Origin of the sequence: Micromonospora trifolii (assembly GCF_050516465.1) — a bacterium.
GTDB lineage: Bacteria > Actinomycetota > Actinomycetes > Mycobacteriales > Micromonosporaceae > Micromonospora > Micromonospora trifolii.
In genome coordinates, this window is sequence record NZ_CP191526.1 from 551,028 (window position 1) to 571,742 (window position 20,715).

Genomic DNA, 20,715 nt, shown 5'->3' on the forward strand with positions numbered 1-20,715 from the left:
ATGGGCTCATGTCCGACGACACGGTGGTGGTGTGGGACGAGTCGCTGCTCGCCTACGACATGGGTGACCATCCACTCGACCCGGTCCGGGTGGAGCTGACCATCGCGCTCGCCCGCGAGCTGGGCATCCTGGATCGGCCAGGGGTGCGGGTGGTCAAGCCGGAGCCCGCCGACGATGCAGTGCTCACCCGGGTGCACGAGCCGGCCTACCTCGCCGCGGTGCGTAACGCGCCGCGCGACCCGCTCTTCGCCGGGTACGGGCTGGGCACCTCCGACAACCCGGTCTTCGAGGGGATGCACGAGTCCAGCGCGCTCATCGCCGGCGCGACGGTGGCCGCCGCCGAGGCGGTCTGGCGCGGCGACGCCCGCCGGGCGGTGAACGTGGCCGGTGGGCTGCACCACGCGATGTCCGCCCGAGCCTCCGGCTTCTGCGTCTACAACGACCCGGCGGTGGCCATCGCCCGCCTGCTCGACCTGGGCGCCGAGCGGGTCGCGTACGTGGACGTCGACGTGCACCACGGCGACGGGGTGCAGGACATCTTCTGGAACGACCCCCGGGTGCTGACGGTCAGCCTGCACGAGACCCCGTTGGCGCTCTTCCCGGGCACGGGCTTCCCGGACGAGACGGGTGGGCCGGGCGCGCAGGGCACCGCTGTCAACATGCCGTTGCCGCCGGGTGTCGACGACAGCGGCTGGCAGCGAGCGTTCCACGCGATCGTGCCGTCGGTGCTGCGCGCGTTCCGGCCGCAGGTGCTGGTCAGCCAGTGCGGCGCCGACGGGCACCGACTGGATCCGCTCGCCGACCTGAACCTGACGGTGGACGGGCAGCGGGCCACCTACCTGGCGATGCGGGCGCTCGCCGACGAGTTGTGTGAAGGCCGGTGGGTGGCCACCGGCGGCGGCGGGTACGCGCTCGTCGAGGTGGTGCCCCGGGCCTGGAGTCATCTGCTGGCCGTGGCCACCGGTGACCCGATCGACCCGGCCACGCTCACCCCACCCGCGTGGCGGGACCTGGTCGCCTCCCGCCGTCTGGGCCGGGAGGTGCCGCTGCGGATGACCGACGACGCCGACCCGTCGTACGAGCCGTGGCAGCCGACCGGCGAGCCGAACGCGGTGGACCGGGCGATCGCGGCAACCCGCAAGACGGTCTTCCCGCTGCTCGGGCTCGACCCGCACGATCCACGGGACTGAGCCGGGCCGGGGGAGGGCGTTCCGGTGACGACCGTGGACCAGCCGGTCGACGTGCTGCTCAGCGATGGCAGCACGGTCCAGTTGCGACCGATCGACCCGGCCGACGCGCCGGGCATCGTGGCGATGCACAGCCGGTTCTCCGAGCGCACCCGCTACCTGCGGTACTTCTCGCCGTACCCGCGCATCCCGGAGCGGGATCTGATCCGTTTCGTCACCGTGGACCACCACGACCGCGAGGCGTTCGTGGTGCTGGCCGCCGACCAGATCGTCGCGGTCGGCCGGTACGAGCGGCTCGGCCCGCAGGCCCCCGAGGCGGAGGTGGCCTTCGTGGTGGAGGACGCCTACCAGGGGCGGGGCATCGGCTCGGTGCTGATGGAACATCTGGCCGACGCGGCCCGCCGCAACGACATCATGAGCTTCGTCGCGGAGGTGCTGCCGGCCAACGGGACGATGCTGCGGGTGTTCGCCGACTTCGGCTATCAGGTCCAGCGCGAGTACGCCGACGGCGTGGTCCACCTGAGCTTCCCCATCGCGCCCACCGAGGCGAGCCTGGAGGTGCAGCGCGGCCGGGAGCACCGGACCGAGGCCCGCTCGATCGCCCGGCTGCTCGCCCCGCGCGGCATCGTCGTCTACGGCGCCAGTGCCACCGGCCAGGGCGTCGGCGCGGCGGTGCTCGGGCACCTGCGCGACGGCGGGTTCACCGGTGCGGTGGTGCCGGTGCATCCGAGCGCGCCGACCGTGGCGGGCCTCCCCGCGTACCCGTCGGCGGTTGACGCCGGAGCGCCGGTGGACCTGGCGGTGGTGGCGGTCCCGCCGGAGGCGGCGACAGCCGTGGTGGCCGACGCCGCCGCCGCGGGGGTGCACGGCCTGGTGGTCATCTCGGCCGGCTTCGCCGAGGCCGGCGGCGAGGGCGCGGCCACGCAGCGGGCGCTGGTCCGTGCGGCGCACGCGGCCGGGATGCGGGTCGTCGGCCCGAACTGCCTGGGCGTGGCCAACACCGACCCGACGGTACGCCTCAACGCCACCCTCGCCCCGGCGTTGCCGCCGGCCGGCCGGGTCGGCATCTTCAGTCAGTCCGGTGCGTTCGGGGTGGCGCTGCTCGCCGAGGCGGACCGGCGGGGCCTCGGACTGTCCAGCTTCGTCTCGGCCGGCAACCGGGCCGACGTCTCCGGCAACGACCTGCTGCAGTACTGGCAGGACGACCCCGGCACCGACGTGATCATGCTCTACCTGGAGACCTTCGGGAACCCGCGGAAGTTCGCCAGGCTGGCCCGGCGGATCGGCCGCGCCAAACCGGTCGTCGCGCTCGCCTCGCCGGCCCGCCCGCCCGGGGTCGGTGACGCCGCCGGGCCGGACGAGGTGGCGGTGGCGGCGCTCTTCGCCCAGTCCGGGGTGATTCGGGTGGACACCGTGCCGGAGCTGCTCGACGTGGGTGTGCTGTTGGCCAACCAGCCGTTGCCGGCCGGGGGCCGGGTCGGTGTGGTGGGCAACTCCTCGGCGCTAACCGGGCTCGCCGCGACCGCCTGCGTCGGGCACGGTCTGAGCGTGGCCGACGGTTATCCCCGCGACGTCGGGCCGAGTGCCGGTGCCGCCGAGTTCGCTGCCGCGCTCGCCGAGACGGCCGCCGACGAACGGGTGGACGCCCTGGTGGTGGTCTTCGCCCCGCCGTTACCCGGCCAGTTGACCGAGGTGGACGTCGACGTGACCGCCGCGCTGCCGGCCGCCCTCGCGTTGGGCAAGCCGACCGTGGCGACGTTCCTGGTCGGGCGGCTGCCGCCGGGGGTGCCGGCGTACGGCGGTGTGGAGGAGGCGGTCCGCGCGCTCGCCCGCACGCACCGGTACGCCGAGTGGCTTCGCCGCCCGCCCGGGGTGGCACCGGAGCTGCCCGGCCTCGATCGGGCTGCCGCGCAGGCCGCGCTCCGGGCCGACGCCACCGACCCGGATGCGTTGCTGGCCGCGTACGGCATCGACGTGGTGGCGTCGGTGTCCGTCGACTCGGCCGACGCGGCGGTCGACGCGGCGGCGCGGCTGGGCTTCCCGGTGGCGCTCAAGGCGGCCGCCCCCGGGCTGCGGCACCGGCTCGACCTCGGCGCGGTCCGGCTGGACCTGCCCGACGAGCCGACCCTCCGCCGGGCGTACGCCGACCTGGCAGCGACCTTCGGCGCGGACGCGCTGGTCCAGCCGATGGTCCCGCCCGGGGTGGCCTGCGTGGTGGAGGTGGTGGAGGACCCCGCGTTCGGACCGGTGGTCGGCTTCGGCCTGGGCGGGGTCGCCACCGAGTTGCTCGGCGATCGGGCCTGGCGGGCGGTGCCCCTGACCGACCGTGACGCGGCCGAGTTGGTCGACGAGCCTCGGGCGGCGCCGCTGCTGCGCGGGCACCGGGGGGCCGCGCCGGTCGACCGGGCAGCGCTGGCCGATCTGCTGCTGCGGGTGGGTCAGCTCGCTGATGAACAGCCCCGGGTACGAGCGCTGACCCTCAACCCGGTGCTCGCCCGCCCGGACGGCATCTCGGTCCTGCACGCCCAGGTGGGGGTGGGTGGGGCGGCCGCCCGCCCGGACACCGGCCCCCGCCGCCTGTGAGCGTGCCCGGTCAGGCGCGGCTGGAGATCTGCTGGACGCCCCAGGTGTTGCCGTCCGGGTCGGCGAAGAAGACGAAGCCGACGTTGTCCAGCGGGTCCGGCACCGGCCGGGGGTTCTGACCCACCACCTGGATCTCGCTGACCTCCACGCCCCGCCCGACCAGCTCCTCGTGGGCCCGCTTCAGGTCGGGCACCACCAGTTGCAGGCCCTTGAGTGAGCCGGGCGGCATCTCCGGGACGACGCCCTTACCGATCACGATCGAGCAACCCGAGCCGGGCGGCGTCAACTGGACGATGCGCGCCTCGTCGTTGATCACGGTGTCGTGGTCCACAGTGAAGCCGAGCTGGTCGGCGTAGAACTTCTTGGCCCGGTCCACATCGGAGACCGGCACGATCACTACTTCCAACGTCCAGTTCATGGTTGTTCTCCTCCTGTCGTCGCTGTCGCGCTCAGCAGCTCGGCGAGCCGCGTGAAGCTCTGCCCGACGCCCCGCGCCATCGGGTACCGCAGCACGGTGTCCCGCCCTCCTGCGGTGGCGTAGAGCAGGGTGGTGGTGACTGTCGTTCGCCCGGCCACCTCGGAGAACTCGTGGCTGACCAGCGTCTCGCCTGGATAGGACTGGTCGTCGAAGAGTTCGGTGTAGACCAGCCGGCGCGTCGGCTCGACGTGCCGGTAGACCCCAGCCTGGACCATCCGGGCGCCCTCCGGGCCCAGTGACACGAACCGCCACCGTCCATCGACCCGCAGGTCGATGTCGCACTCTGCCAGCCTCCAGCCGCGCGCGCCGTACCACCGAACCAGCAGTTCGGGTTGGGTGAAGGCGCCGAACACCAACTGCGCCGGGGCCTCGAACAGCCGACTCAACACGATCTCCCGGTCGCCCGAGGTGTGGACGACGAGCGGATCATCGACGCCGGTCACCCTCCCGTCCCGTCCGGTCGGTCGGGCCGACGCTCGACGTCGGTGCGGTCACCGGCTTGGAGGTCGTCGAGCAGCGCGTCGAGGCGTTGGTAGCTCTCCGCCCAGTAGTCGCGGTAGTCGGCGAGCCAGGCCGTCGCCTCGCGCAGTGGTCGGGCCTCCAACCGGCACGGCCGGCGCTGGGCGTCCCGCCCCCGGCTGACGAGGCCAGCGCGCTCCAGCACCCTGAGGTGCTTGGAGATGGCCGGCTGGCTCATCTCGAAGGGCTCCGCCAACTCCGTCACGGTGGCCTCGCTCCGCGCGAGCCGGGCGAGGATGGCCCGCCGGGTCGGGTGGGCCAGCGCCGCGAAGGTCGCGTCCAGCAACTCCGCACCCATCGCTCATAACCTCCTGGTTAAATAACCATTTGGTTCTATCAGGGCTTGAAGGCCGCCGTCAAGCACCGCACAGCACGGAAGGCCCCGGCGAACCGCCGGGGCCTTCCGTGGGAACCGGGTGCGTCAGCAGGCGTACGCCTCCAGGCGCTGGGCCCGCTCCGGGGCGCGCAGCTTCAGCAGCGTCACCTTCTCGATCTGCCGGATCCGCTCCCGGGACAGGCCGAACTCCCGGCCGACCTCGTCCAGGGTGCGCTGGCGGCCGTCGTCCAGGCCGAACCGGAGGCGGATGACCGCCTGCTCCCGCTGGGACAGGGTGGAGAGCACGACGCTGACCTCGTTGCGCAGCTCACCCTGGGCGGCGGCGTCGCCCGGCTCGGTGCGCGGGTCCACCGAGGCCACGAAGTCGCCGAGCGCGCTCTCACCGTCGTCGCCGACGGCCTGGTCCAGGCTGACCGGCTCCCGGTCGTAGGAGATCAGCTCGATGACCTGGATCTCGGGGATCTCCAGTGCGCGGGCCACCTCGGCGACCGTCGGTTCGCGGCCCAGCGTCACCGAGAGTTCGCGGCGGGCCCGGACCATCCGGTTGACCTGCTCGACCATGTGCACCGGGATGCGGATGGTGCGGGCCTGGTCGGCCATGGCGCGGGTGATGGCCTGCCGGATCCACCAGGTGGCATACGTGGAGAACTTGTAGCCCTTGGCGTAGTCGAACTTCTCCACGGCCCGGATCAGACCGAGGTTGCCCTCCTGGATCAGGTCGAGAAACGCCATGCCACGGCCGGTGTAGCGCTTGGCGATGCTGACCACCAGCCGCAGGTTCGCCTCCAACAGGTGGTCCTTGGCCGCCCGACCCTCGGCGACGATCAGCTCCAGGTCGGCGCGCAGCTCGGCGGAGACCGGGGTGCAGGTGGCCAGCTTCTCGTCGGCGAACAGGCCGGCCTCGATGCGCCGGGCCAGGTCGACCTCCTGCGCGGCGGTCAGCAGCTTCGTCCGGCCGATTCCGTTGAGGTAGGCCCGGACCAGGTCGGTGGAGATGCCGCGCTCGTCGGTGGCGTCCAGGTCGACGAGGGCCTCGGGGGCCCCGTCAGTGTCGGTCGTGGTGGCCGGGCGCGTCCGGTGTTCCGTCATCTGCAGGACCATCTCTGTCTCTCCCCGTTTCCACGTCGGTGCCGTGTTCCCGGCCCAGTGGTGCCGGTGTGACAACAGCTTGGCGGGCGGGGCGTAAAACGGGAGTGAGGCGATCGGGCACCCGACAGGAATTGCGTCGGATCGCCGGTGCGGTGTGTCGTCGGAGTGTGTGGTTGCCCGCCCCGGCTACGTTGCGGACGGCCGGCCACCTCTGGTCGGCCGACACGACAAATGGAGGACGGTGTGGTCTTCAAGCGGCTCATGAAGGCGATGGGCGTCGGCGGCCCGTCGGTGGAGACGGTGCTGGCCAACCCGAACTGCCGCCCGGGCGGCCAGTTGGAGGGCCGCATCCAGGTGATGGGCGGCGACCACCAGGTCGACATCGATCACGTCGCCCTCGGCCTGGTCACCCGGGTCGAGGTCGAGAGTGGTGACAACGACCACGACACCACTCAGGAGTTCCACCGCCAGCAGGTCACCGGCGCGTTCCGGCTGGAGCCGGGGCAGCGCTACGACCTGCCGTTCCGCTTCGACGTGCCGTGGGAGACACCGGTCACCGAGCTGTACGGGCAGCACCTGCACGGGATGACGATGGGCCTGCGTACCGAGCTGGAGGTCGCCCGCGCGGTCGACAAGGGGGACCTGGACGCAGTGTCGGTGCACCCACTGCCGGCGCAGGAGCGACTGCTGGACGCGTTGCTGCGGCTGGGCTTCCGGTTCGCACGCGCCGATGTGGAGCGTGGTCACATCTACGGCGTACGCCAGACGTTGCCGTTCTACCAGGAGATCGAGTTCAGCCCGGCACCGCAGTACGCCCGCTCGATCAACCAGTTGGAGGTCACCTTCATCGCCGACGCGCAGCAGATGCAGGTGGTGCTGGAGGTCGACAAGCGCGGCGGTGTCTTCACCGAGGGCCGGGACGCCTTCGGCCGGTTCACGGTCGACCACGCCACCGCCGACCGCACCGACTGGACCGCCGAACTCGACAACTGGCTCCGCCAGTCCCTGTCCCGCCGAGGCCTCTTCTCCTGAATCACCGCTGTTGGTTAGAGGTCCAGGAGGAGGGTTTGCGGGCCGATGTTGATGCTCTCGACCAGCATGTGGGTGCGGAAGCGGCCCGTCTCGACCTTCGCTCCTCGTTCGCGGAGGGCGTCGACCACCGCTGTCACCAGTGGTTCGGCGACCTCGGCGGGGGCGGCGGCGGTCCAGCTCGGTCGGCGGCCCTTGCGAACATCGCCGTAGAGGGTGAACTGGCTGACCACCAGGATCGGCGCGCCGGTGTCGGCGGCGGACCGCTCACCGTCCAGGATGCGTACCTCGTGCACCTTGCGGGCCATCGTCTGAGCGGTCTGCGCGGTGTCGGTGTGAGTCACGCCGAGCAGCACCAGCAGGCCGTTCTCGATGGCACCGACCACCTCGCCGTCCACCGTCACGCTGGCCCGCCCAACGGTCTGCACCACTGCCCTCATCAGGCGCTCACCGGCTCGATGAAGCCGCGCTCCACCAGGTGCGCCACGATCGGGCCGGCGGCCTCGGCCATCTCGTCGGGCTCGACGTCGTGCGCGGCGGCGAGCAGGGCGAGCTGGTCACGCAGCGGCAGCCGGCCGTCGGCGCCACCGACCAGCGCCAGCACCAGCGGGTCGATCTCCTCGGTCCAGCGCAGGCCGTGCGGCATCGCGAGGACCTGCCGGTCCACCCCCCAGCCGTCGTCGCCCATGGTGGCCTCCTGTCGCAGCTGGAGGCCCTCGGCGGCCCGGTAACGCTCGGCGAGCAACGCCTCGGTGTCGCGTACCCGGAGAAAGTCCTGGCGGTCGAACCAGGCGGCGACCTGATCGCCCAGCGGTGGCTGCACCCGCTGGCGCAGATCCTCCACCCGGACCACCGGGTCGGCGTGCCCGCCCCGGCGCAGTGACACGATGCCGAAGCCGATGCCCTCCACCTTGTGCGCGTCGAACCAGTCCAGCCACGCGGCCATCCGCTGCGGGTCGGGGGTCTCGCCGACGTCGGTGAGCCACAGGTCGACGTACGCCATCGGGTCGGCCACCTCGCGCTGGATCACCCAGGCGTCCAGGCCGGTCCCGGCGAACCAGCCGGCCACCCGTTCGTCCCACTCCTCGCCGGCAACGTGTACCCAGTTCGCCAGGTACTGCATGGTGCCGCCCTCGGTGAGCAGGCCCGGGGCGGCGGCGGCCAGTTCGGCGCCGATCGCGTCACCGACCCGACCGGAGTCGCGGTACACGTGCGTGGTCGTGCCCGGACCGACCACGAACGGTGGATTGCTCACCACCAGGTCGAACCGCCGACCGGCCACCGGGGCGACCAGGTCGCCGCGGAGCAGCTCCCAGTCCTGACCGTTGAGGGCGGCGGTGGTCGCGGCGAAGCGCAGCGCCCGCTCGGAGAGGTCGGTGGCGGTCACGGACCTGGCGTGGGTGCCCAGGTGCAGGGCCTGGATGCCGGAGCCGGTGCCCAGGTCCAGTGCGGTGTCGACCGGCCGGCGCATGGTCGCGCCGATCAGCGTGTGGGTCGCCCCGCCGACGCCGAGGACGTGCTCGGCGTGCAACGGGCGACCCGGGCGGGCGCTGGCCGGCACGTCGGCGAGCACCCACCAGTCCTCGCCGTACGGCTCCAGGTCCACGCCGGCACGCAGGCCGTCGCCGTGCCGCTCTACCAGCCCGCCGGCCAGCGCTTCCGGCAGACCCAGCGGTGCCAGCGCGGCCGCCACCGCGGCCTCGGCCTCGGTCTGGGCGCAGATGAACAGCCGGATCAGGGTGCCGAGCGGGTCGCCGTCCTCGGTGGCGCGCAGCGCGGCCCGGTAGTCGTTGCGGGCGACCGCGGCGGTCGCCTGCGCGCCCAACCGCTCGGCGATGCCCTGGCTGGTGAACCCGGTCCCGGTCAGCGCGGCCCGCAGCGCGTCGACACCGGCGGGGGAGAGCAGCATGTCGTGTTCGTCCACCCCGACATCCTGCCTGCCGTCGCGGAGGAAGCCAGCATCACCCGCGAGATTCGACCCCGACGCCCGGCAGCCTCGGCTCCGCACCGGTCGGGGCCGAGGGCTCGCCGGGCACCGCCACGACCAGGGCTGGCGGTACGACTGTCGCCAGCCCCCGACGCGCAGCCAACCGGTCGACGGCCAGGGCGTACGCCGACAGGGCCAGCACGTCGACGACGATGACCTGCCACGGGGCGTCGGCCATCGTCTCGTCGGCGCTGAGCCCGCCGAACGCCGCCGCCAGGGCGAAGGCGAACAGATTGTTCACCAGATGCAGCGCAATCGCGGCCTCGAGCCCGCCGGTTCGCACAGTCAGCCAGCCGAACAACACGCCCATGAAGGCCAGGTCCAGGAAACCCCAGCCGCTGCCCCAGCCGTGCGCGGCGGCGAAGAGCACCGCCTGGAGGGCGATCCCGGGCCAGGGCGAGCGCAGGTACGCGCCGACGGCCTGCAACAGCCAGCCGCGGAAGGCGTACTCCTCCGCGGCGGCCTGGAACGGCACCAGCAGGAGGACCATCAGCAGCCCGGCGGCGAATTCCGGCAATCCCACCCACGTGTCCGGGGCGGGTATCAAGCTCTCGCCGGTCAGATTGAGCAAGAGGCCCGCGCCGACCAACATGACGATGATCAGCGGTGTGGCGATCAGCAGGCAGCGGCCGAGCCAACCCCACCGCAGCCGGCCGAGCACCGAGGAGAGCGTGCCGGCGGGTCGGCGCTGCACGAGCCAGGCGGCGCCGAGCAGCAGTGGGAGCAGCAGTGCCAGCGAGGCGATCAGTAGCGCGGTGTCCGGAATCGGGCCGAAGGTCGGCAGCCCGTCGGCGTCGTACGGGCGGTCGGTGAGCTCGGCCACGACGGCGGCGACGCCGAAGAGCAGGCAGACGACCACCAGCGCCGAGGCGACCAGCGCGAGGGTGCCGACGACGGGTTGCCACCAGCGGTGCCGGTCGGTGCGGCCGAGCCGGTGGTACGGGGATCCGGGCGGGGCGGTCCGAAGCATGTCGTCGAGCGTGGCATGCGGGCGCCATCTGTCGTGCACCGTCGGAGCGTCGGTGTCCGCCCGGCTGGGTGGGCCGGGCAGGATGGTCCGCATGACGCTTGTGCTGCCCATCGACCCGGAGGCCAACCGGCTGCTGGAGCGTAGCCCGCTGGCCCTGCTGGTCGGCATGGTTCTTGATCAACAGGTGCCGATGGAGAAGGCGTTCTCGTCGCCGTACGTGCTTCAGCAGCGGCTCGGCCATGAGCTGGACGCGGCGGAGCTGGCCGGGTACGACCCGGAGGCCCTGGTCGCGCTCTTCGCCCAGCCGCCCGCGCTGCACCGGTTTCCGAAGGCCATGGCGGCCCGGGTGCAGGAGGTCTGCCAGGTTCTGGTGGAGCAATACGACGGTGACGCGGCGCTGCTCTGGGCCGAGGTCGCCGACGGGCCGGAACTGCTGCGCCGGGTCTCCGCGCTGCCCGGCTTCGGCAAGCAGAAGGCGCAGATCTTCGTGGCCCTGCTCGGCAAGCGGTTCGGGGTGACCCCGCAGGACTGGCGGAAGGTAGCCGGGGACTACGGCGACCCGGGCGCGTACCGGTCGGTGGCCGACGTCACCGACGCAGACTCGCTGCGTCGGGTGCGGGAGTTCAAGCAGCAGATGAAGGCGGCGGCCAAGGCGAAGACCGCCGGCGGCTGACCCGACCGCTGGCGAGGGGCGGTCTGCTCAGGCGGCGGTGGGATGAGCCAGTGAGGCCAGCGCGCGCCGGACGTCGGCCAGCGAGACGGTGGCCGAGTCGTCCAGGTCGGCCAGGCCGGTCTCGATCCACTGGCGCATCAGCGTGGTGACCCCGATGCCCCGGGCGTCGGCGGCGGCGCGGACCCGCTCGTAGGTGTCCAGTGGCAGCCGCACCGAGCGGCTCACCATCGGCACGTCGCTGTCGGGGGTGGGCAGCTCGGCCGCCGGGCTCTCGTCGATCAGCTCGGCGATCCGGTCGCCGCCGTCGTGGAACTGCTTGGTCGCGTCGTTACGGTGCATCGTCACGGCCTCCTCATCTACCGAGATCTCCGCACGGCCTCGTCGTAGCGCTTGGACTCGACGTCGCTCAACTCGCGGGCGGAGAGAATGTCCCAGTCGTTGTCGGTGCCATCGGCCTCGGCGAGCAGCACCGCCAGCCGGCGGCCCCGACGGGCGGCGGCGTAGACCACCATCACGTCGTCACCCAGATGACGGATGACCCGTCGGGCGCTGTGCAGCGCCTCCCAGACTTCCCCAGGTGTGACGTCGTAGACCCTCAGGTTGGCCAACGCCTCGTCGGTGAAGCTGAACCTGCTGCCCACATCGCGGAGCGTACCACGGTCGTAACACGCGGCGGGATGAGTCGAAGTTCGCTGATCACGGACCTGCGGTGACAGGATGAGGCGTAACCCCCTCGAGGAGGTCCATGGTGAAGCGTCAGGCGTACCAGCCGATTCTGATCACCGACGCCTCGCGCAGCCAGGACGATCAGCTCAACAGTCGCCAGCGCCGCTATGTCCTGATGATGGGCATCCGAGTGTTGTGCATCATCGTCGGCGCGATCCTGGTCGGTGCGAACGCCCCACTGCTCTGGCTCTGGCTGCCACTGTGCGGCCTCGGCATGGTGCTCATCCCCTGGCTGGCCGTGCTGCTGGCCAACGACCGGCCGCCGAAGGAAGAGCACCGGCTGGCCAACCGGTTCCACCCTCGCCAACAGGACGACACCCCGCCGATGAGCCTCACCGCCGAGGAGCGCCCACACAAGGTCATCGACGTCGAACCCTGACCCGCGAACGGGCCAGGGTTCGATTCGACACGGCCGCGCTGTGCCCGGTGGCCGTGCGCTGGCCGTTACGCCTGTGGCCGAGCCCCGGCGGTGGAGACGGCCAGCGCGCCCAGGTCGGTGGCGCGGCTCAGCGCCGCGGTCGGGGTGGCACCGGCGAGCCACGCGGTGAGCAGACCGGCCGCGAAGGCGTCGCCCGCGCCCGTGACGTCCACCACCGCCACCCGGCGGGCCGGAGCCACGCAGACCGGCGTGGTGCGGTCGACCCAGACCGCGCCGGCCGCGCCGCGCTTCACCACGACCCTCCGAGCCGTCGCCGACAGCGCCCGCCCCTGCGCCGCCGGGTCCAGCCCGCCGGCCAGAACCGTGGCCTCGTCCGCGTTGACCAGGAGCAGGTCGATGCCGCGTACCCAACTCAGGAACGCCGCCGCGCCGACCCGCCGCAGCGGCGCCGCGGAGGCCGCGTCGACGCTGATGGTGAGCCCGCGCTCGCGGGCGGCGGCCAACGCCCGCAGCCCCGCTCCGCGCGACTCCGCGTCCAACAGTGTGTACGCGGACAGGTGCAGATGCCCAGCGTCGGGCGCCGCCGCGAGGGCCTGCTCGACGTGCGCGGCGCTCAGCCGCAGGTTCGCGCCCCGCTGGCTGACCATGGTGCGCTCGTCGTCGGCGGCCAGCACGATGACCGTGCCGGTCGGTGCGCCCTCGACCCGCTCGATGGCGCAGTCGACGCCCGCCCGGTCCAGCTCGGCCACCCGGTCCCGCCCGGCGTCGTCGTCACCGACGGCCCCGACGAGCGTGACGTCCACCCGCTGCGCGGCGATCCAGGCGGCGGTGTTGGCCGCCTGACCGCCGCCGCCGAGACTGATCGCGGCCCCGGTGTCCGAGCCGGCCGCGAGCGGCCCGGACAACACGGCGACCACGTCAGTGATCACGTCCCCGACGACGACCACCCGGGCCGGTCGGGTCATGCCGGGACGGCGGTGCCGCGGGCCACCGAGGCGACCGCGATCCGCGCGGCCAGGTCGGCGTTGCGCAGGATGATCCGCACGTTCACCGCCAGGCTGGCGCCCTCGGTGGCCGAGTGGAAGTGCGCGAGCAGGTACGGGGTGACGGCCTTTCCGGTGATCCCGTCCCGCTCCAGCAGGGCCAGGCCCTCGGTGAGCGTCCGGTCGTGCAGCTGCGGGTCGAGCTGCTCGTCGACCGGCAGCGGGTTGGCGATGAGCAGCCCGCCGGTGTGCACGGCGTGCTCGTCCCGGGCGGCGAGCACCGCGGCGACCTGCTCCGGCGAGTCGACCGACCAGTCCAGGTCGAAGCCGGCGTCGGTCAGGTAGAAGCCGGGGAACCGGCGGGTGCGGTAACCGACCACCGCGACCCCGAGGGTCTCCAGACGCTCCAGCGTCGCGCCCACGTCGAGGATCGACTTGACCCCGGCGCAGACCACGGCGATCGGGGTCTGCGCCAGCGTCACCAGGTCCGCCGACTCGTCGAAGGAGTGCGCGGCCTCCCGGTGCACCCCACCCAGCCCGCCGGTGGCGAACACGCCGATCCCGGCGGCGGCGGCCACCGCGCTGGTCGCGGCCACCGTGGTCGCGCCGTCAGCGCCGGTCGCGGCGGCCACCGCGAGGTCGCGAACGGAGAGCTTGGTCACGCCGTCGACCATGGCCAGCCGGGTCAGCTGCGCGTCGTCCAGGCCGACCACCAGCTCACCGGCGATCATGCCGATCGTCGCCGGAACGGCCCCGGCGTCCCGAACCGTCCGCTCGATCTCCCTGGCCACCCGCAGGTTCTCCGGCCGGGGCAGACCGTGCGAGACGATGGTGCTCTCCAGTGCGACGACGGGCCGGCCGTCGCGCTGGGCTTCGGTCACCTCGGTGCCGTAGCTGATGCGAAAGTCAGTCACACGGGCACCGTACGGGGTGGGGCCTCGGCCGGCCTCAAGTGGACCCGGCCGTGATGACCTGCCAAACTTGTCGGTTGGAGGTGCAGACGTGAGCACAGAGGTTCTCGAGCGTCCGGAGCTGAAGGACGCCGATACCGGTCCCGAGATGTTCCACTACGTCCGCAAGGAGAAGATCGCCGAGAGCGCCGTCATGGGCACTTTCGTCGTCGCTCTCTGCGGCGAGACCTTCCCGGTCACCAAGGCGGCCAAGCCGGGTTCGCCGGTCTGCCCCAAGTGCAAGGAGATCTACGACTCGTACCGTGAGTGAACCTCGGCCGGTGCTCCGACCGGCGACGTAGCCTGCGGCGGTGACCACCTCCACCGCCCTGCTCCTCGCCGACCTGACCGGGGTGGCGGTCTTCGCCGCGTCCGGGGCCTCGGCGGCGGTGGCCAAGCGACTGGACCTGTTCGGCGTCGCGTTCGTCGGCTTCGTGGCCGCCCTCGGCGGTGGGATCTTCCGGGACCTGGTCATCGACGAGGTGCCGCCGCTGGCCTTCGCCGACTGGCGGTACGTCGCCACCGCCGCGATCACCGCGCTCGCCGTCTTCTGGCTGCACCCGCAACTGGCCCGACTGCGCACCACCGTGCTGGTGCTGGACGCGGCCGGTCTGGCGCTGTTCACCGTCACCGGCACGCTCAAGGCGCTCGACGCCCGGGTGCCGGCCGTCGGGGCCTGCCTGATCGGCATGCTCACCGCGATCGGCGGCGGGCTCGGCCGCGACCTGCTCACCGCCGAGATCCCGGTCGTGCTGCGCCGGGAGATCTACGCGTTGGCCGCACTGGCCGGTTCGGTCCTGGTGGTGCTGCTGTACGTCACCGGGCAGACCGGGCCCGCACCGCTCACCGCCGCCGCCGTCCTGGTCTTCGGGCTGCGCCTGATCGCGTTGCGTCGACGCTGGTCCGCGCCGGTGGCCACGCTTCGCCCGCCCCGCGCCGACGGGGCGGATCCACGCACCGACCGGGAGTGGTGAGGCGGTCGGGCCGCTGTCCGGTCGGGTGCGGGATTGTGACCAGCGTGGCGTCGCCTGGGCCCGGCGGCCCGCGCTGGTTATGCTGAGTCGGCCTTCGCGGCAGCTTCTGCGCGGAGGCGTTTTCATGGGCGGCGGATCCTCGTGGCCCTCGCCCGGGGTCCGCCATCGTGCGGTCGGAGAGGAGCTTCGCGTGGCAGCCCGGACGCCGGTGCTCGAGACGTTCCCGGCACTACGCGCCTGGCAGCGCAAGGCCCTGGTGGAGTACCTGCGTCGCCGTAGCGAGGACTTCACCGCGGTCGCCACGCCCGGTGCCGGCAAGACCACCTTCGCCCTGCGGATCGCGGCGGAGCTGCTCGGTGACGGCACCATCGAGGCGGTCACCGTGGTCGCGCCGACCGAGCACCTGAAGAACCAGTGGTCCGACGCCGCGGCCCGGGTGGGCATCCAGCTCGACGCCGCGTTCCGCAACGCCGACCTGCACTCCGCTGCCGACTTCCACGGCGCGGTGGTCACCTACGCCCAGGTGGGGATGGCCCCGCAGGTGCACCGGCGGCGCACCATGACCCGACGCACCCTGGTCATCCTCGACGAGATCCACCACGCCGGCGACTCCCGATCCTGGGGCGACGGGGTGAAGAACGCCTTCGAACCCGCCGTACGCCGACTGATGCTCACCGGGACGCCGTTCCGCTCCGACGACAACCCGATCCCGTTCGTCAGCTACGAGCGGGGCGGGGACGGGCTGCTGCGCTCCCGCGCCGACTCGGTGTACGGCTACTCCGACGCGCTGCGCGACGGTGTGGTCCGGCCGGTGCTCTTCCTGGCGTACTCCGGGGAGACCCGCTGGCGTACCAACGCGGGCGAGGAGCTTGCCGCCCGGCTGGGCGAGCCGATGACCCAGGACCTGGTGGCCCAGGCGTGGCGTACCGCCCTGGACCCGGCCGGCGACTGGATGCCACAGGTGCTGCGGGCCGCCGACGCCCGACTCACAGTGCTGCGCAACGCGGGCATGGCCGACGCCGGTGGTCTGATCATCGCCACCGACCAGCAGACCGCCCGCTCGTACGCCAAGCTGATCGAGCAGGTGACCGGCGAGAAGGCCGCAGTGGTGCTCTCCGACGACCAGGGTGCGTCCGCCCGGATCGCGACGTTCGCGGCGTCCGAGCAGCGGTGGCTGGTCGCGGTGCGGATGGTGTCCGAGGGGGTCGACATCCCGCGACTGGCGGTCGGGGTCTACGCCACCAGCGCCAGCACGCCGCTCTACTTCGCCCAGGCGATCGGCCGGTTCGTGCGGGCTCGCCGGGCCGGGGAGACCGCGTCGGTCTTCCTGCCCAGCGTGCCGCACCTGCTCGGGTTGGCCAGCGAGATGGAGACCGAGCGCGACCACGTACTCGGCAAACCCAAGGAAGCCGACGGTTTCGACGACGACCTGCTGGAACGCGCGCAGCGCGACGACCAGGCCAGCGGTGAGCTGGAGAAGCGGTTCGCGGCGCTCTCGGCCACCGCCGAACTGGACCAGGTGATCTTCGACGGCGCGTCGTTCGGCACCGCGGCCCAGGCCGGCACCCCCGAGGAAGAGGAATACCTGGGCCTGCCCGGCCTGCTCACCGCCGACCAGGTCTCACTGCTGCTGACCAAGCGGCAGGCCGCACAGCTCGCCGCCCAGCGCCGCCGTACGGCCGACGGGGCCGCTCAGCCGGCCGCTGCGGCCACGGCAGCGCCACCCGCACCCATGAGCGCCGCCCAGCGTCGCGTGGCGCTCCGGCGCCAGCTGAACGCTCTGGTGGCCGCCCGACACCACCGCACCGGCCAGCCGCACGGCAAGATTCATGCCGAGCTGCGCCGGCTCTGCGGTGGCCCGCCGAGCGCCCAGGCCACCATCGAGCAGCTTGAGGAACGCATCGCCACTGTGCAGACCCTCTAGACCCGCCCAGCTCCAGACCCGCCCAACCGTGGCGGCCGGAGCGCCGAGGATTGCCTGCCCGGGACGGACGGCCCCGATGTCCCCCTGCGGGGTGTCTCGCGTCAAGATCGCGCAATATCCGGGATGTAGTGGCCTCGGTGCGTCGTCGAGGCCACTACACCCTGGTTCGAGCACGATCTGGGCGCGGGGCGCGGGGCGCGGGGCGCGGGGCGCGGGGCGCGGGGCGCGGGGCGCGGGGCGCGGGGCGCGGGGCGGCGGGGCGCGGCGCGCGGGGCGTTTGGACAGAAAAGCTGGCCGGAGGCACCCCTCGGGGTGCCTCCGGCCAGCTATGTCGGTTTGCGGATTTAGTTCGCCATCAGATCGGCGCCACGCCAGCTGAAATCGGGCTCCGTTGCGAACCGCTCGGTGATCTTCACGAGATCCTCCGCGTACTTGTTCGCGTGGTGCCCGCAGAACACCAGCTCGCTCCCACCCACGAGAGTGATTCGGAGCTTCCCGGCAGCATTGCAGCGGTCGCACCGTTCATCGGCGGCTGGGGGCGCCACCGTCTCGGGCGGCGGCGTGAGGGTCGAGTTCATCGCCTTCCTCCTCTGGTCGTCACCGATGAACAATCTCTTCGGTCGTTGCTCACCTATCGTGCAACACCCTTGCTAGGCACTGCCTTCCCTGTGTGCCCGCGGGGGACCGAGGTCACACATGGCAGGGACAGTGTGCCGTGTACCAAGGGTGCCACGTCAACGATCACATTCGTGCAACCGGACGATCACCATCTGGCGTTGCACGCCAGGTGATCAAAACGACACGTTCGGTTGACGAAACCCGCTCAGTCCAGGTAATCCCGGAGGACTTGAGACCGGGACGGGTGACGCAGCTTGGACATCGTCTTGGACTCGATCTGCCGGATCCGCTCCCGGGTCACCCCGTAGACCTGACCGATCTCGTCGAGCGTCCGAGGTTGGCCGTCGGTCAGGCCGAAGCGCAGGCGTACCACACCCGCCTCACGCTCGGAGAGCGTCTGGAGCACCTGCTGAAGCTGGTCCTGCAGGAGCGAGAACGACACCGCGTCGACCGCGACCACGGCCTCGGAATCCTCGATGAAGTCGCCGAGCTGGCTGTCGCCCTCGTCGCCGATGGTCTGGTCCAGTGAGATGGGCTCCCGAGCGTACTGCTGGATCTCCAGCACCTTCTCGGGTGTGATGTCCATCTCCTTGGCCAGCTCCTCCGGAGTGGGCTCGCGGCCCAGGTCCTGGAGCAGCTCACGCTGTATGCGGCCGAGCTTGTTGATGACCTCGACCATGTGCACCGGGATGCGGATGGTGCGGGCCTGGTCGGCCATGGCGCGGGTGATGGCCTGTCGGATCCACCAGGTGGCGTACGTGGAGAACTTGTAGCCCTTGGTGTAGTCGAACTTCTCCACGGCCCGGATCAGACCGAGGTTGCCCTCCTGGATCAGGTCGAGAAACGCCATGCCACGGCCGGTGTAGCGCTTGGCCAGCGACACCACCAGTCGGAGGTTCGCCTCCAGGAGGTGGTTCTTGGCCCGCTCGCCGTCCCGGGAGATCCAGCCCAGGTCACGGACCATCTCGCGGACGAGCTTCTCTTCGCCCTCGTCGGCAGCCCGCAGTCGCTCGGCGGCGTAGAGCCCGGCCTCGATCCGCTTGGCCAGCTCCACCTCCTGCTCGGCGTTGAGCAGCGGAACCTTGCCGATCTGCTTCAGGTACGCCCGGACGGAGTCGGCGGAGGCGGTCAGCTCGGCGTCACGTCGCGCCTGCTTGAGGGCCTCGGATTCCTCGTCGTCCCACTCGAAGTCGTTGTCGGTCGCCGAGGCGGCGGCGTCGGTCTCGGCGGCCTGGGCCAGCTCGGCCGGCTCCTCGACCACCACGTCCTCGATCGCGGCGGCCAGCTCCTCGGGGTCGATCTCGCCCTCGGCGCCCTCGCCCTTGGCCTTGCCGCCAGCCTTGGTCGGCTTGGCTCCGGCAGCCGCGGCCACCGTCGCCTTGGTGGCTCGGGTCGACCGGGTCGCCTTCGCCGGCGTCGCGCCGGCAGCCTCGGCGGCGGTACCGGTCGCCTTGCGAGCGGCCACCTTGCGCGGGGCCGACGTCGCCGGGGCGTCGTCGGCGGCGGGCGCCTGCTTCGGGGCCGGCGCAGCGGCCTTCTTGGTGGTCTTGGCGGTGGTGGCCCGGGACGCTGGCGTGGTCGAGCGGGCCGCGGCGACGCGGCGACGGGTGCTCGCCGAGCCGTCCACCACGACGGTCACTCCCGCCTCGGAGAGCGCCCGCAGGATCTTCTTGGCCTGGGCCGGAGTCACCTCGGCGGACTCGACGGTGCGCGCGAGCTGAGCCGACGTGAGCTGACCACCGGCGCTCTGCGCGTGGGCGATCAGGGTGTCGGTGAGCGAGCGAACGTCGGCGCCGGGCTGGCGGGGTTCTGTCACGAATGACCTTCCGGAGGCGAAGAGCGGGCACGGCGGGTTCGTCCAGCGCAGCGAGGGTTACCGTGCCGGGCGATGTGGTTGAGGGACCCTCGTGTCACGGTCCGGCCGGTGGTCGGCGGTCCGTGCCGCGTGGGCAGGGGTGAATTGTAACGCCGTCTGCGGCGATCATCCTGCTCCGCACCGCGTACCGCCGGTGGGGACCGTCGGTGGGGCGGAGATATGGGCTTCGCGGTAATGATAGCCGCGCGGCCGGCGAAGGGCTTCCGTCGTCGAGCCCATTGGCGCGCAGATCGTGTCCGAACTGCCGTTTGAGCAGGCAGTACGAGGTCAATGTGGCGGTTGCAAGGGTGCGCGTGTGGATCACCGAGGTCGCTGCCGGTCCGGCCGGTGGCGTCCCGATCAGGTCGCGGTTGGGCAACGGTTGTGAGCCGGGCATGGACGGGGCGGTAGGCACTTAAGCGACATTACCAACCTAAAGGGGCATCTTGCCGGAGGTCGGCCGCTCAAGCCGTGCGGGCGGCGCGTGTGCACCCACCTCCCAGCTGGATGCCAGGCATTAAAGATCCTGGTCTGGTGCCGTCGCGCGGTATCGGGAACGATGATCTTCGGAGGCCGGGTCGGTAGTTTCACCCACCCACATGCACCCGGACTGCGGAAAGAGGCGAATCATGACCAACTCGGCTACGACACCGTCCGAGCTGCTGACCATCGCGGTGCAGGTGGCTCGGGACGCGGCCGACACCGCGTACCGGATGCGCGCCGAGGGAGTCGTCGTCGCCGCCACCAAGAGCACCGTCACCGACGTGGTCACCGCCGCCGACCGGGCGGTCGAGCGGCAGATCCTCGACGCGTTGGCCGCGCTGCGTCCGGACGACTCGGTGTTGGGCGAGGAGTACGGCGAGGGGGCTTCCGGCGCGGCGCCCAGCGGGGTCCGCTGGATCGTCGACCCGATCGACGGCACGGTGAACTACCTGTACGGGCTGCCGTACTCGGCGGTCTCGCTGGCGGCCGAGGTGGACGGGATGGTGGTTGCCGGCGTCGTGCGCAACGTGAGCACCGGCGAGGAATGGACCGCCACGGCCGGCGGCGGGGCCTGGCGCGACGGTGCCCGGCTGCGCTGCTCCGGCGAGGTCGACCTGGGGCAGGCGCTGGTCGGCACCGGCTTCGGCTACGACGCCGGCCGTCGGGCGCACCAGGCGCAGGTGGTGGCCGGGCTGATCGCACACGTACGGGACATCCGCCGGCTCGGCGCCGCGGCGCTTGACCTTTGCCTGGTCGCCGAGGGGCGGCTCGACGCGTACTTCGAGAAGGGTCTTGCGGCCTGGGACCTGGCGGCGGGCGGGCTGGTGGCCGCCGAGGCGGGGGTTCGGGTCGCCGGCCTGGCCGGTCGGCCGCCGGGACCGGACCTGGTGGTCGCGGCCCCGCCCGCGCTCTTCGCTCCGCTGCACGACCGGTTGGCCGCGCTGGACGCCGCAGGCGGGCCCTGACCGGTG

22 protein-coding genes are annotated in these 20,715 nt (G+C 72.1%); 9 read left to right on the forward strand and 13 right to left on the reverse strand.

Features of this window, described 5'->3' with window-relative positions; translation table 11 throughout:
* Positions 1-8 precede the first annotated feature (8 nt).
* Both ACQRWP_RS02500 and ACQRWP_RS02505 read left to right on the forward strand, forming a co-directional pair.
* The gene (locus ACQRWP_RS02500) at positions 9-1,190 is read left to right on the forward strand and encodes an acetoin utilization protein AcuC (RefSeq protein WP_430500615.1); all 1,182 of its coding nucleotides are present in this window, start codon (positions 9-11) and stop codon (positions 1,188-1,190) included.
* A 24-nt stretch (positions 1,191-1,214) separates the two neighbouring features.
* Positions 1,215-3,770, forward strand: a complete 2,556-nt coding sequence (locus ACQRWP_RS02505; RefSeq protein ID WP_430500616.1) for a GNAT family N-acetyltransferase — start codon at positions 1,215-1,217, stop codon at positions 3,768-3,770.
* Between the two features lie 10 nt (positions 3,771-3,780).
* On the opposite strand, the gene ACQRWP_RS02510 is transcribed toward ACQRWP_RS02505, so the two are convergent.
* From ACQRWP_RS02510 to sigB, 4 genes are all read right to left on the reverse strand, one after another.
* A complete protein-coding gene (locus tag ACQRWP_RS02510) occupies positions 3,781-4,188 on the reverse strand; it encodes a VOC family protein (protein WP_210815954.1) in 408 nt (135 codons plus the stop codon).
* Entirely contained in the window at positions 4,185-4,691 is a 507-nt protein-coding gene (locus ACQRWP_RS02515; protein WP_430500617.1) for an SRPBCC domain-containing protein, read from the reverse strand. The genes ACQRWP_RS02510 and ACQRWP_RS02515 overlap by 4 nt, the downstream gene beginning before the upstream one ends.
* Positions 4,688-5,065 (reverse strand): ArsR/SmtB family transcription factor, encoded by a 378-nt coding sequence (locus tag ACQRWP_RS02520; protein WP_430500618.1) that lies wholly within the window; start codon positions 5,063-5,065, stop codon positions 4,688-4,690. The genes ACQRWP_RS02515 and ACQRWP_RS02520 overlap by 4 nt, the downstream gene beginning before the upstream one ends.
* A 123-nt stretch (positions 5,066-5,188) precedes the next feature.
* Entirely contained in the window at positions 5,189-6,205 is a 1,017-nt protein-coding gene (sigB, locus tag ACQRWP_RS02525) for an RNA polymerase sigma factor SigB (protein WP_430500619.1), read from the reverse strand.
* 231 nt (positions 6,206-6,436) lie between these two features.
* On the opposite strand from sigB, the gene ACQRWP_RS02530 reads away from it, so the two are divergent.
* Positions 6,437-7,225, forward strand: a complete 789-nt coding sequence (locus tag ACQRWP_RS02530; RefSeq protein ID WP_430500620.1) for a sporulation protein — start codon at positions 6,437-6,439, stop codon at positions 7,223-7,225.
* Between the two features lie 14 nt (positions 7,226-7,239).
* Here the strand turns inward: ACQRWP_RS02530 and dtd are convergent, their stop codons facing one another.
* The 3 genes from dtd to ACQRWP_RS02545 are packed head-to-tail and all read right to left on the reverse strand — an operon-like array spanning position 7,240 to position 10,272.
* A complete protein-coding gene (gene dtd, locus ACQRWP_RS02535; RefSeq protein ID WP_430500621.1) occupies positions 7,240-7,662 on the reverse strand; it encodes a D-aminoacyl-tRNA deacylase in 423 nt (140 codons plus the stop codon).
* A complete protein-coding gene (locus ACQRWP_RS02540; protein WP_430500622.1) occupies positions 7,662-9,146 on the reverse strand; it encodes a DUF7059 domain-containing protein in 1,485 nt (494 codons plus the stop codon). Before ACQRWP_RS02540 ends, dtd begins: the two co-directional genes overlap by 1 nt.
* Before the next feature lie 37 nt (positions 9,147-9,183).
* Positions 9,184-10,272, reverse strand: a complete 1,089-nt coding sequence (locus tag ACQRWP_RS02545; RefSeq protein WP_430500623.1) for a CPBP family intramembrane glutamic endopeptidase — start codon at positions 10,270-10,272, stop codon at positions 9,184-9,186.
* Here ACQRWP_RS02545 and ACQRWP_RS02550 point away from each other — a divergent pair.
* A complete protein-coding gene (locus ACQRWP_RS02550) occupies positions 10,262-10,852 on the forward strand; it encodes an HhH-GPD-type base excision DNA repair protein (RefSeq protein ID WP_430500624.1) in 591 nt (196 codons plus the stop codon). The two genes, ACQRWP_RS02545 and ACQRWP_RS02550, sit on opposite strands and share 11 nt — an antisense overlap.
* Positions 10,853-10,879: 27 nt before the next feature.
* Here the strand turns inward: ACQRWP_RS02550 and ACQRWP_RS02555 are convergent, their stop codons facing one another.
* Complete coding sequence (locus tag ACQRWP_RS02555) at positions 10,880-11,191, reverse strand: BrnA antitoxin family protein (RefSeq protein ID WP_238681291.1); 312 nt, start codon at positions 11,189-11,191, stop codon at positions 10,880-10,882.
* A gap of 17 nt (positions 11,192-11,208) precedes the next feature.
* The gene (locus ACQRWP_RS02560) at positions 11,209-11,493 is read right to left on the reverse strand and encodes a hypothetical protein (protein WP_030489374.1); all 285 of its coding nucleotides are present in this window, start codon (positions 11,491-11,493) and stop codon (positions 11,209-11,211) included.
* A 104-nt stretch (positions 11,494-11,597) separates the two neighbouring features.
* Here ACQRWP_RS02560 and ACQRWP_RS02565 point away from each other — a divergent pair, with 104 nt between their 5' ends.
* Positions 11,598-11,957 carry a DUF3099 domain-containing protein gene (locus tag ACQRWP_RS02565; RefSeq protein WP_030337423.1) on the forward strand — a complete coding sequence of 120 codons (360 nt, stop codon included), beginning with the start codon at positions 11,598-11,600 and terminating at the stop codon, positions 11,955-11,957.
* A gap of 65 nt (positions 11,958-12,022) precedes the next feature.
* Here the strand turns inward: ACQRWP_RS02565 and ACQRWP_RS02570 are convergent, their stop codons facing one another.
* The gene (locus tag ACQRWP_RS02570; protein WP_430500625.1) at positions 12,023-12,922 is read right to left on the reverse strand and encodes a carbohydrate kinase family protein; all 900 of its coding nucleotides are present in this window, start codon (positions 12,920-12,922) and stop codon (positions 12,023-12,025) included.
* Entirely contained in the window at positions 12,919-13,854 is a 936-nt protein-coding gene (locus ACQRWP_RS02575) for a pseudouridine-5'-phosphate glycosidase (RefSeq protein WP_430500626.1), read from the reverse strand. The genes ACQRWP_RS02570 and ACQRWP_RS02575 overlap by 4 nt, the downstream gene beginning before the upstream one ends.
* Before the next feature lie 88 nt (positions 13,855-13,942).
* Between ACQRWP_RS02575 and ACQRWP_RS02580 the strand changes: the two genes are divergently transcribed.
* From ACQRWP_RS02580 to ACQRWP_RS02590, 3 genes are all read left to right on the forward strand, one after another.
* Positions 13,943-14,161 (forward strand): DUF3039 domain-containing protein, encoded by a 219-nt coding sequence (locus ACQRWP_RS02580; RefSeq protein ID WP_007456912.1) that lies wholly within the window; start codon positions 13,943-13,945, stop codon positions 14,159-14,161.
* Between the two features lie 40 nt (positions 14,162-14,201).
* Positions 14,202-14,864: a trimeric intracellular cation channel family protein gene (locus ACQRWP_RS02585; RefSeq protein ID WP_210785165.1), complete on the forward strand. Its 663-nt coding sequence runs from the start codon at positions 14,202-14,204 to the stop codon at positions 14,862-14,864.
* Positions 14,865-15,054: 190 nt separating this feature from the next.
* A complete protein-coding gene (locus ACQRWP_RS02590) occupies positions 15,055-16,788 on the forward strand; it encodes a DEAD/DEAH box helicase (protein WP_430500627.1) in 1,734 nt (577 codons plus the stop codon).
* Positions 16,789-17,132: 344 nt separating this feature from the next.
* On the opposite strand, the gene ACQRWP_RS02595 is transcribed toward ACQRWP_RS02590, so the two are convergent.
* Together ACQRWP_RS02595 and ACQRWP_RS02600 are read right to left on the reverse strand one after the other, a co-directional pair.
* On the reverse strand, positions 17,133-17,366 hold the full coding sequence (locus tag ACQRWP_RS02595; protein WP_007456919.1) for a DUF7455 domain-containing protein: 234 nt from the start codon (positions 17,364-17,366) through the stop codon (positions 17,133-17,135).
* Between the two features lie 245 nt (positions 17,367-17,611).
* Positions 17,612-19,222: an RNA polymerase sigma factor gene (locus ACQRWP_RS02600; RefSeq protein WP_430500628.1), complete on the reverse strand. Its 1,611-nt coding sequence runs from the start codon at positions 19,220-19,222 to the stop codon at positions 17,612-17,614.
* Between the two features lie 668 nt (positions 19,223-19,890).
* Between ACQRWP_RS02600 and ACQRWP_RS02605 the strand changes: the two genes are divergently transcribed.
* Complete coding sequence (locus tag ACQRWP_RS02605) at positions 19,891-20,709, forward strand: inositol monophosphatase family protein (protein WP_430500629.1); 819 nt, start codon at positions 19,891-19,893, stop codon at positions 20,707-20,709.
* Positions 20,710-20,715: the final 6 nt, after the last annotated feature.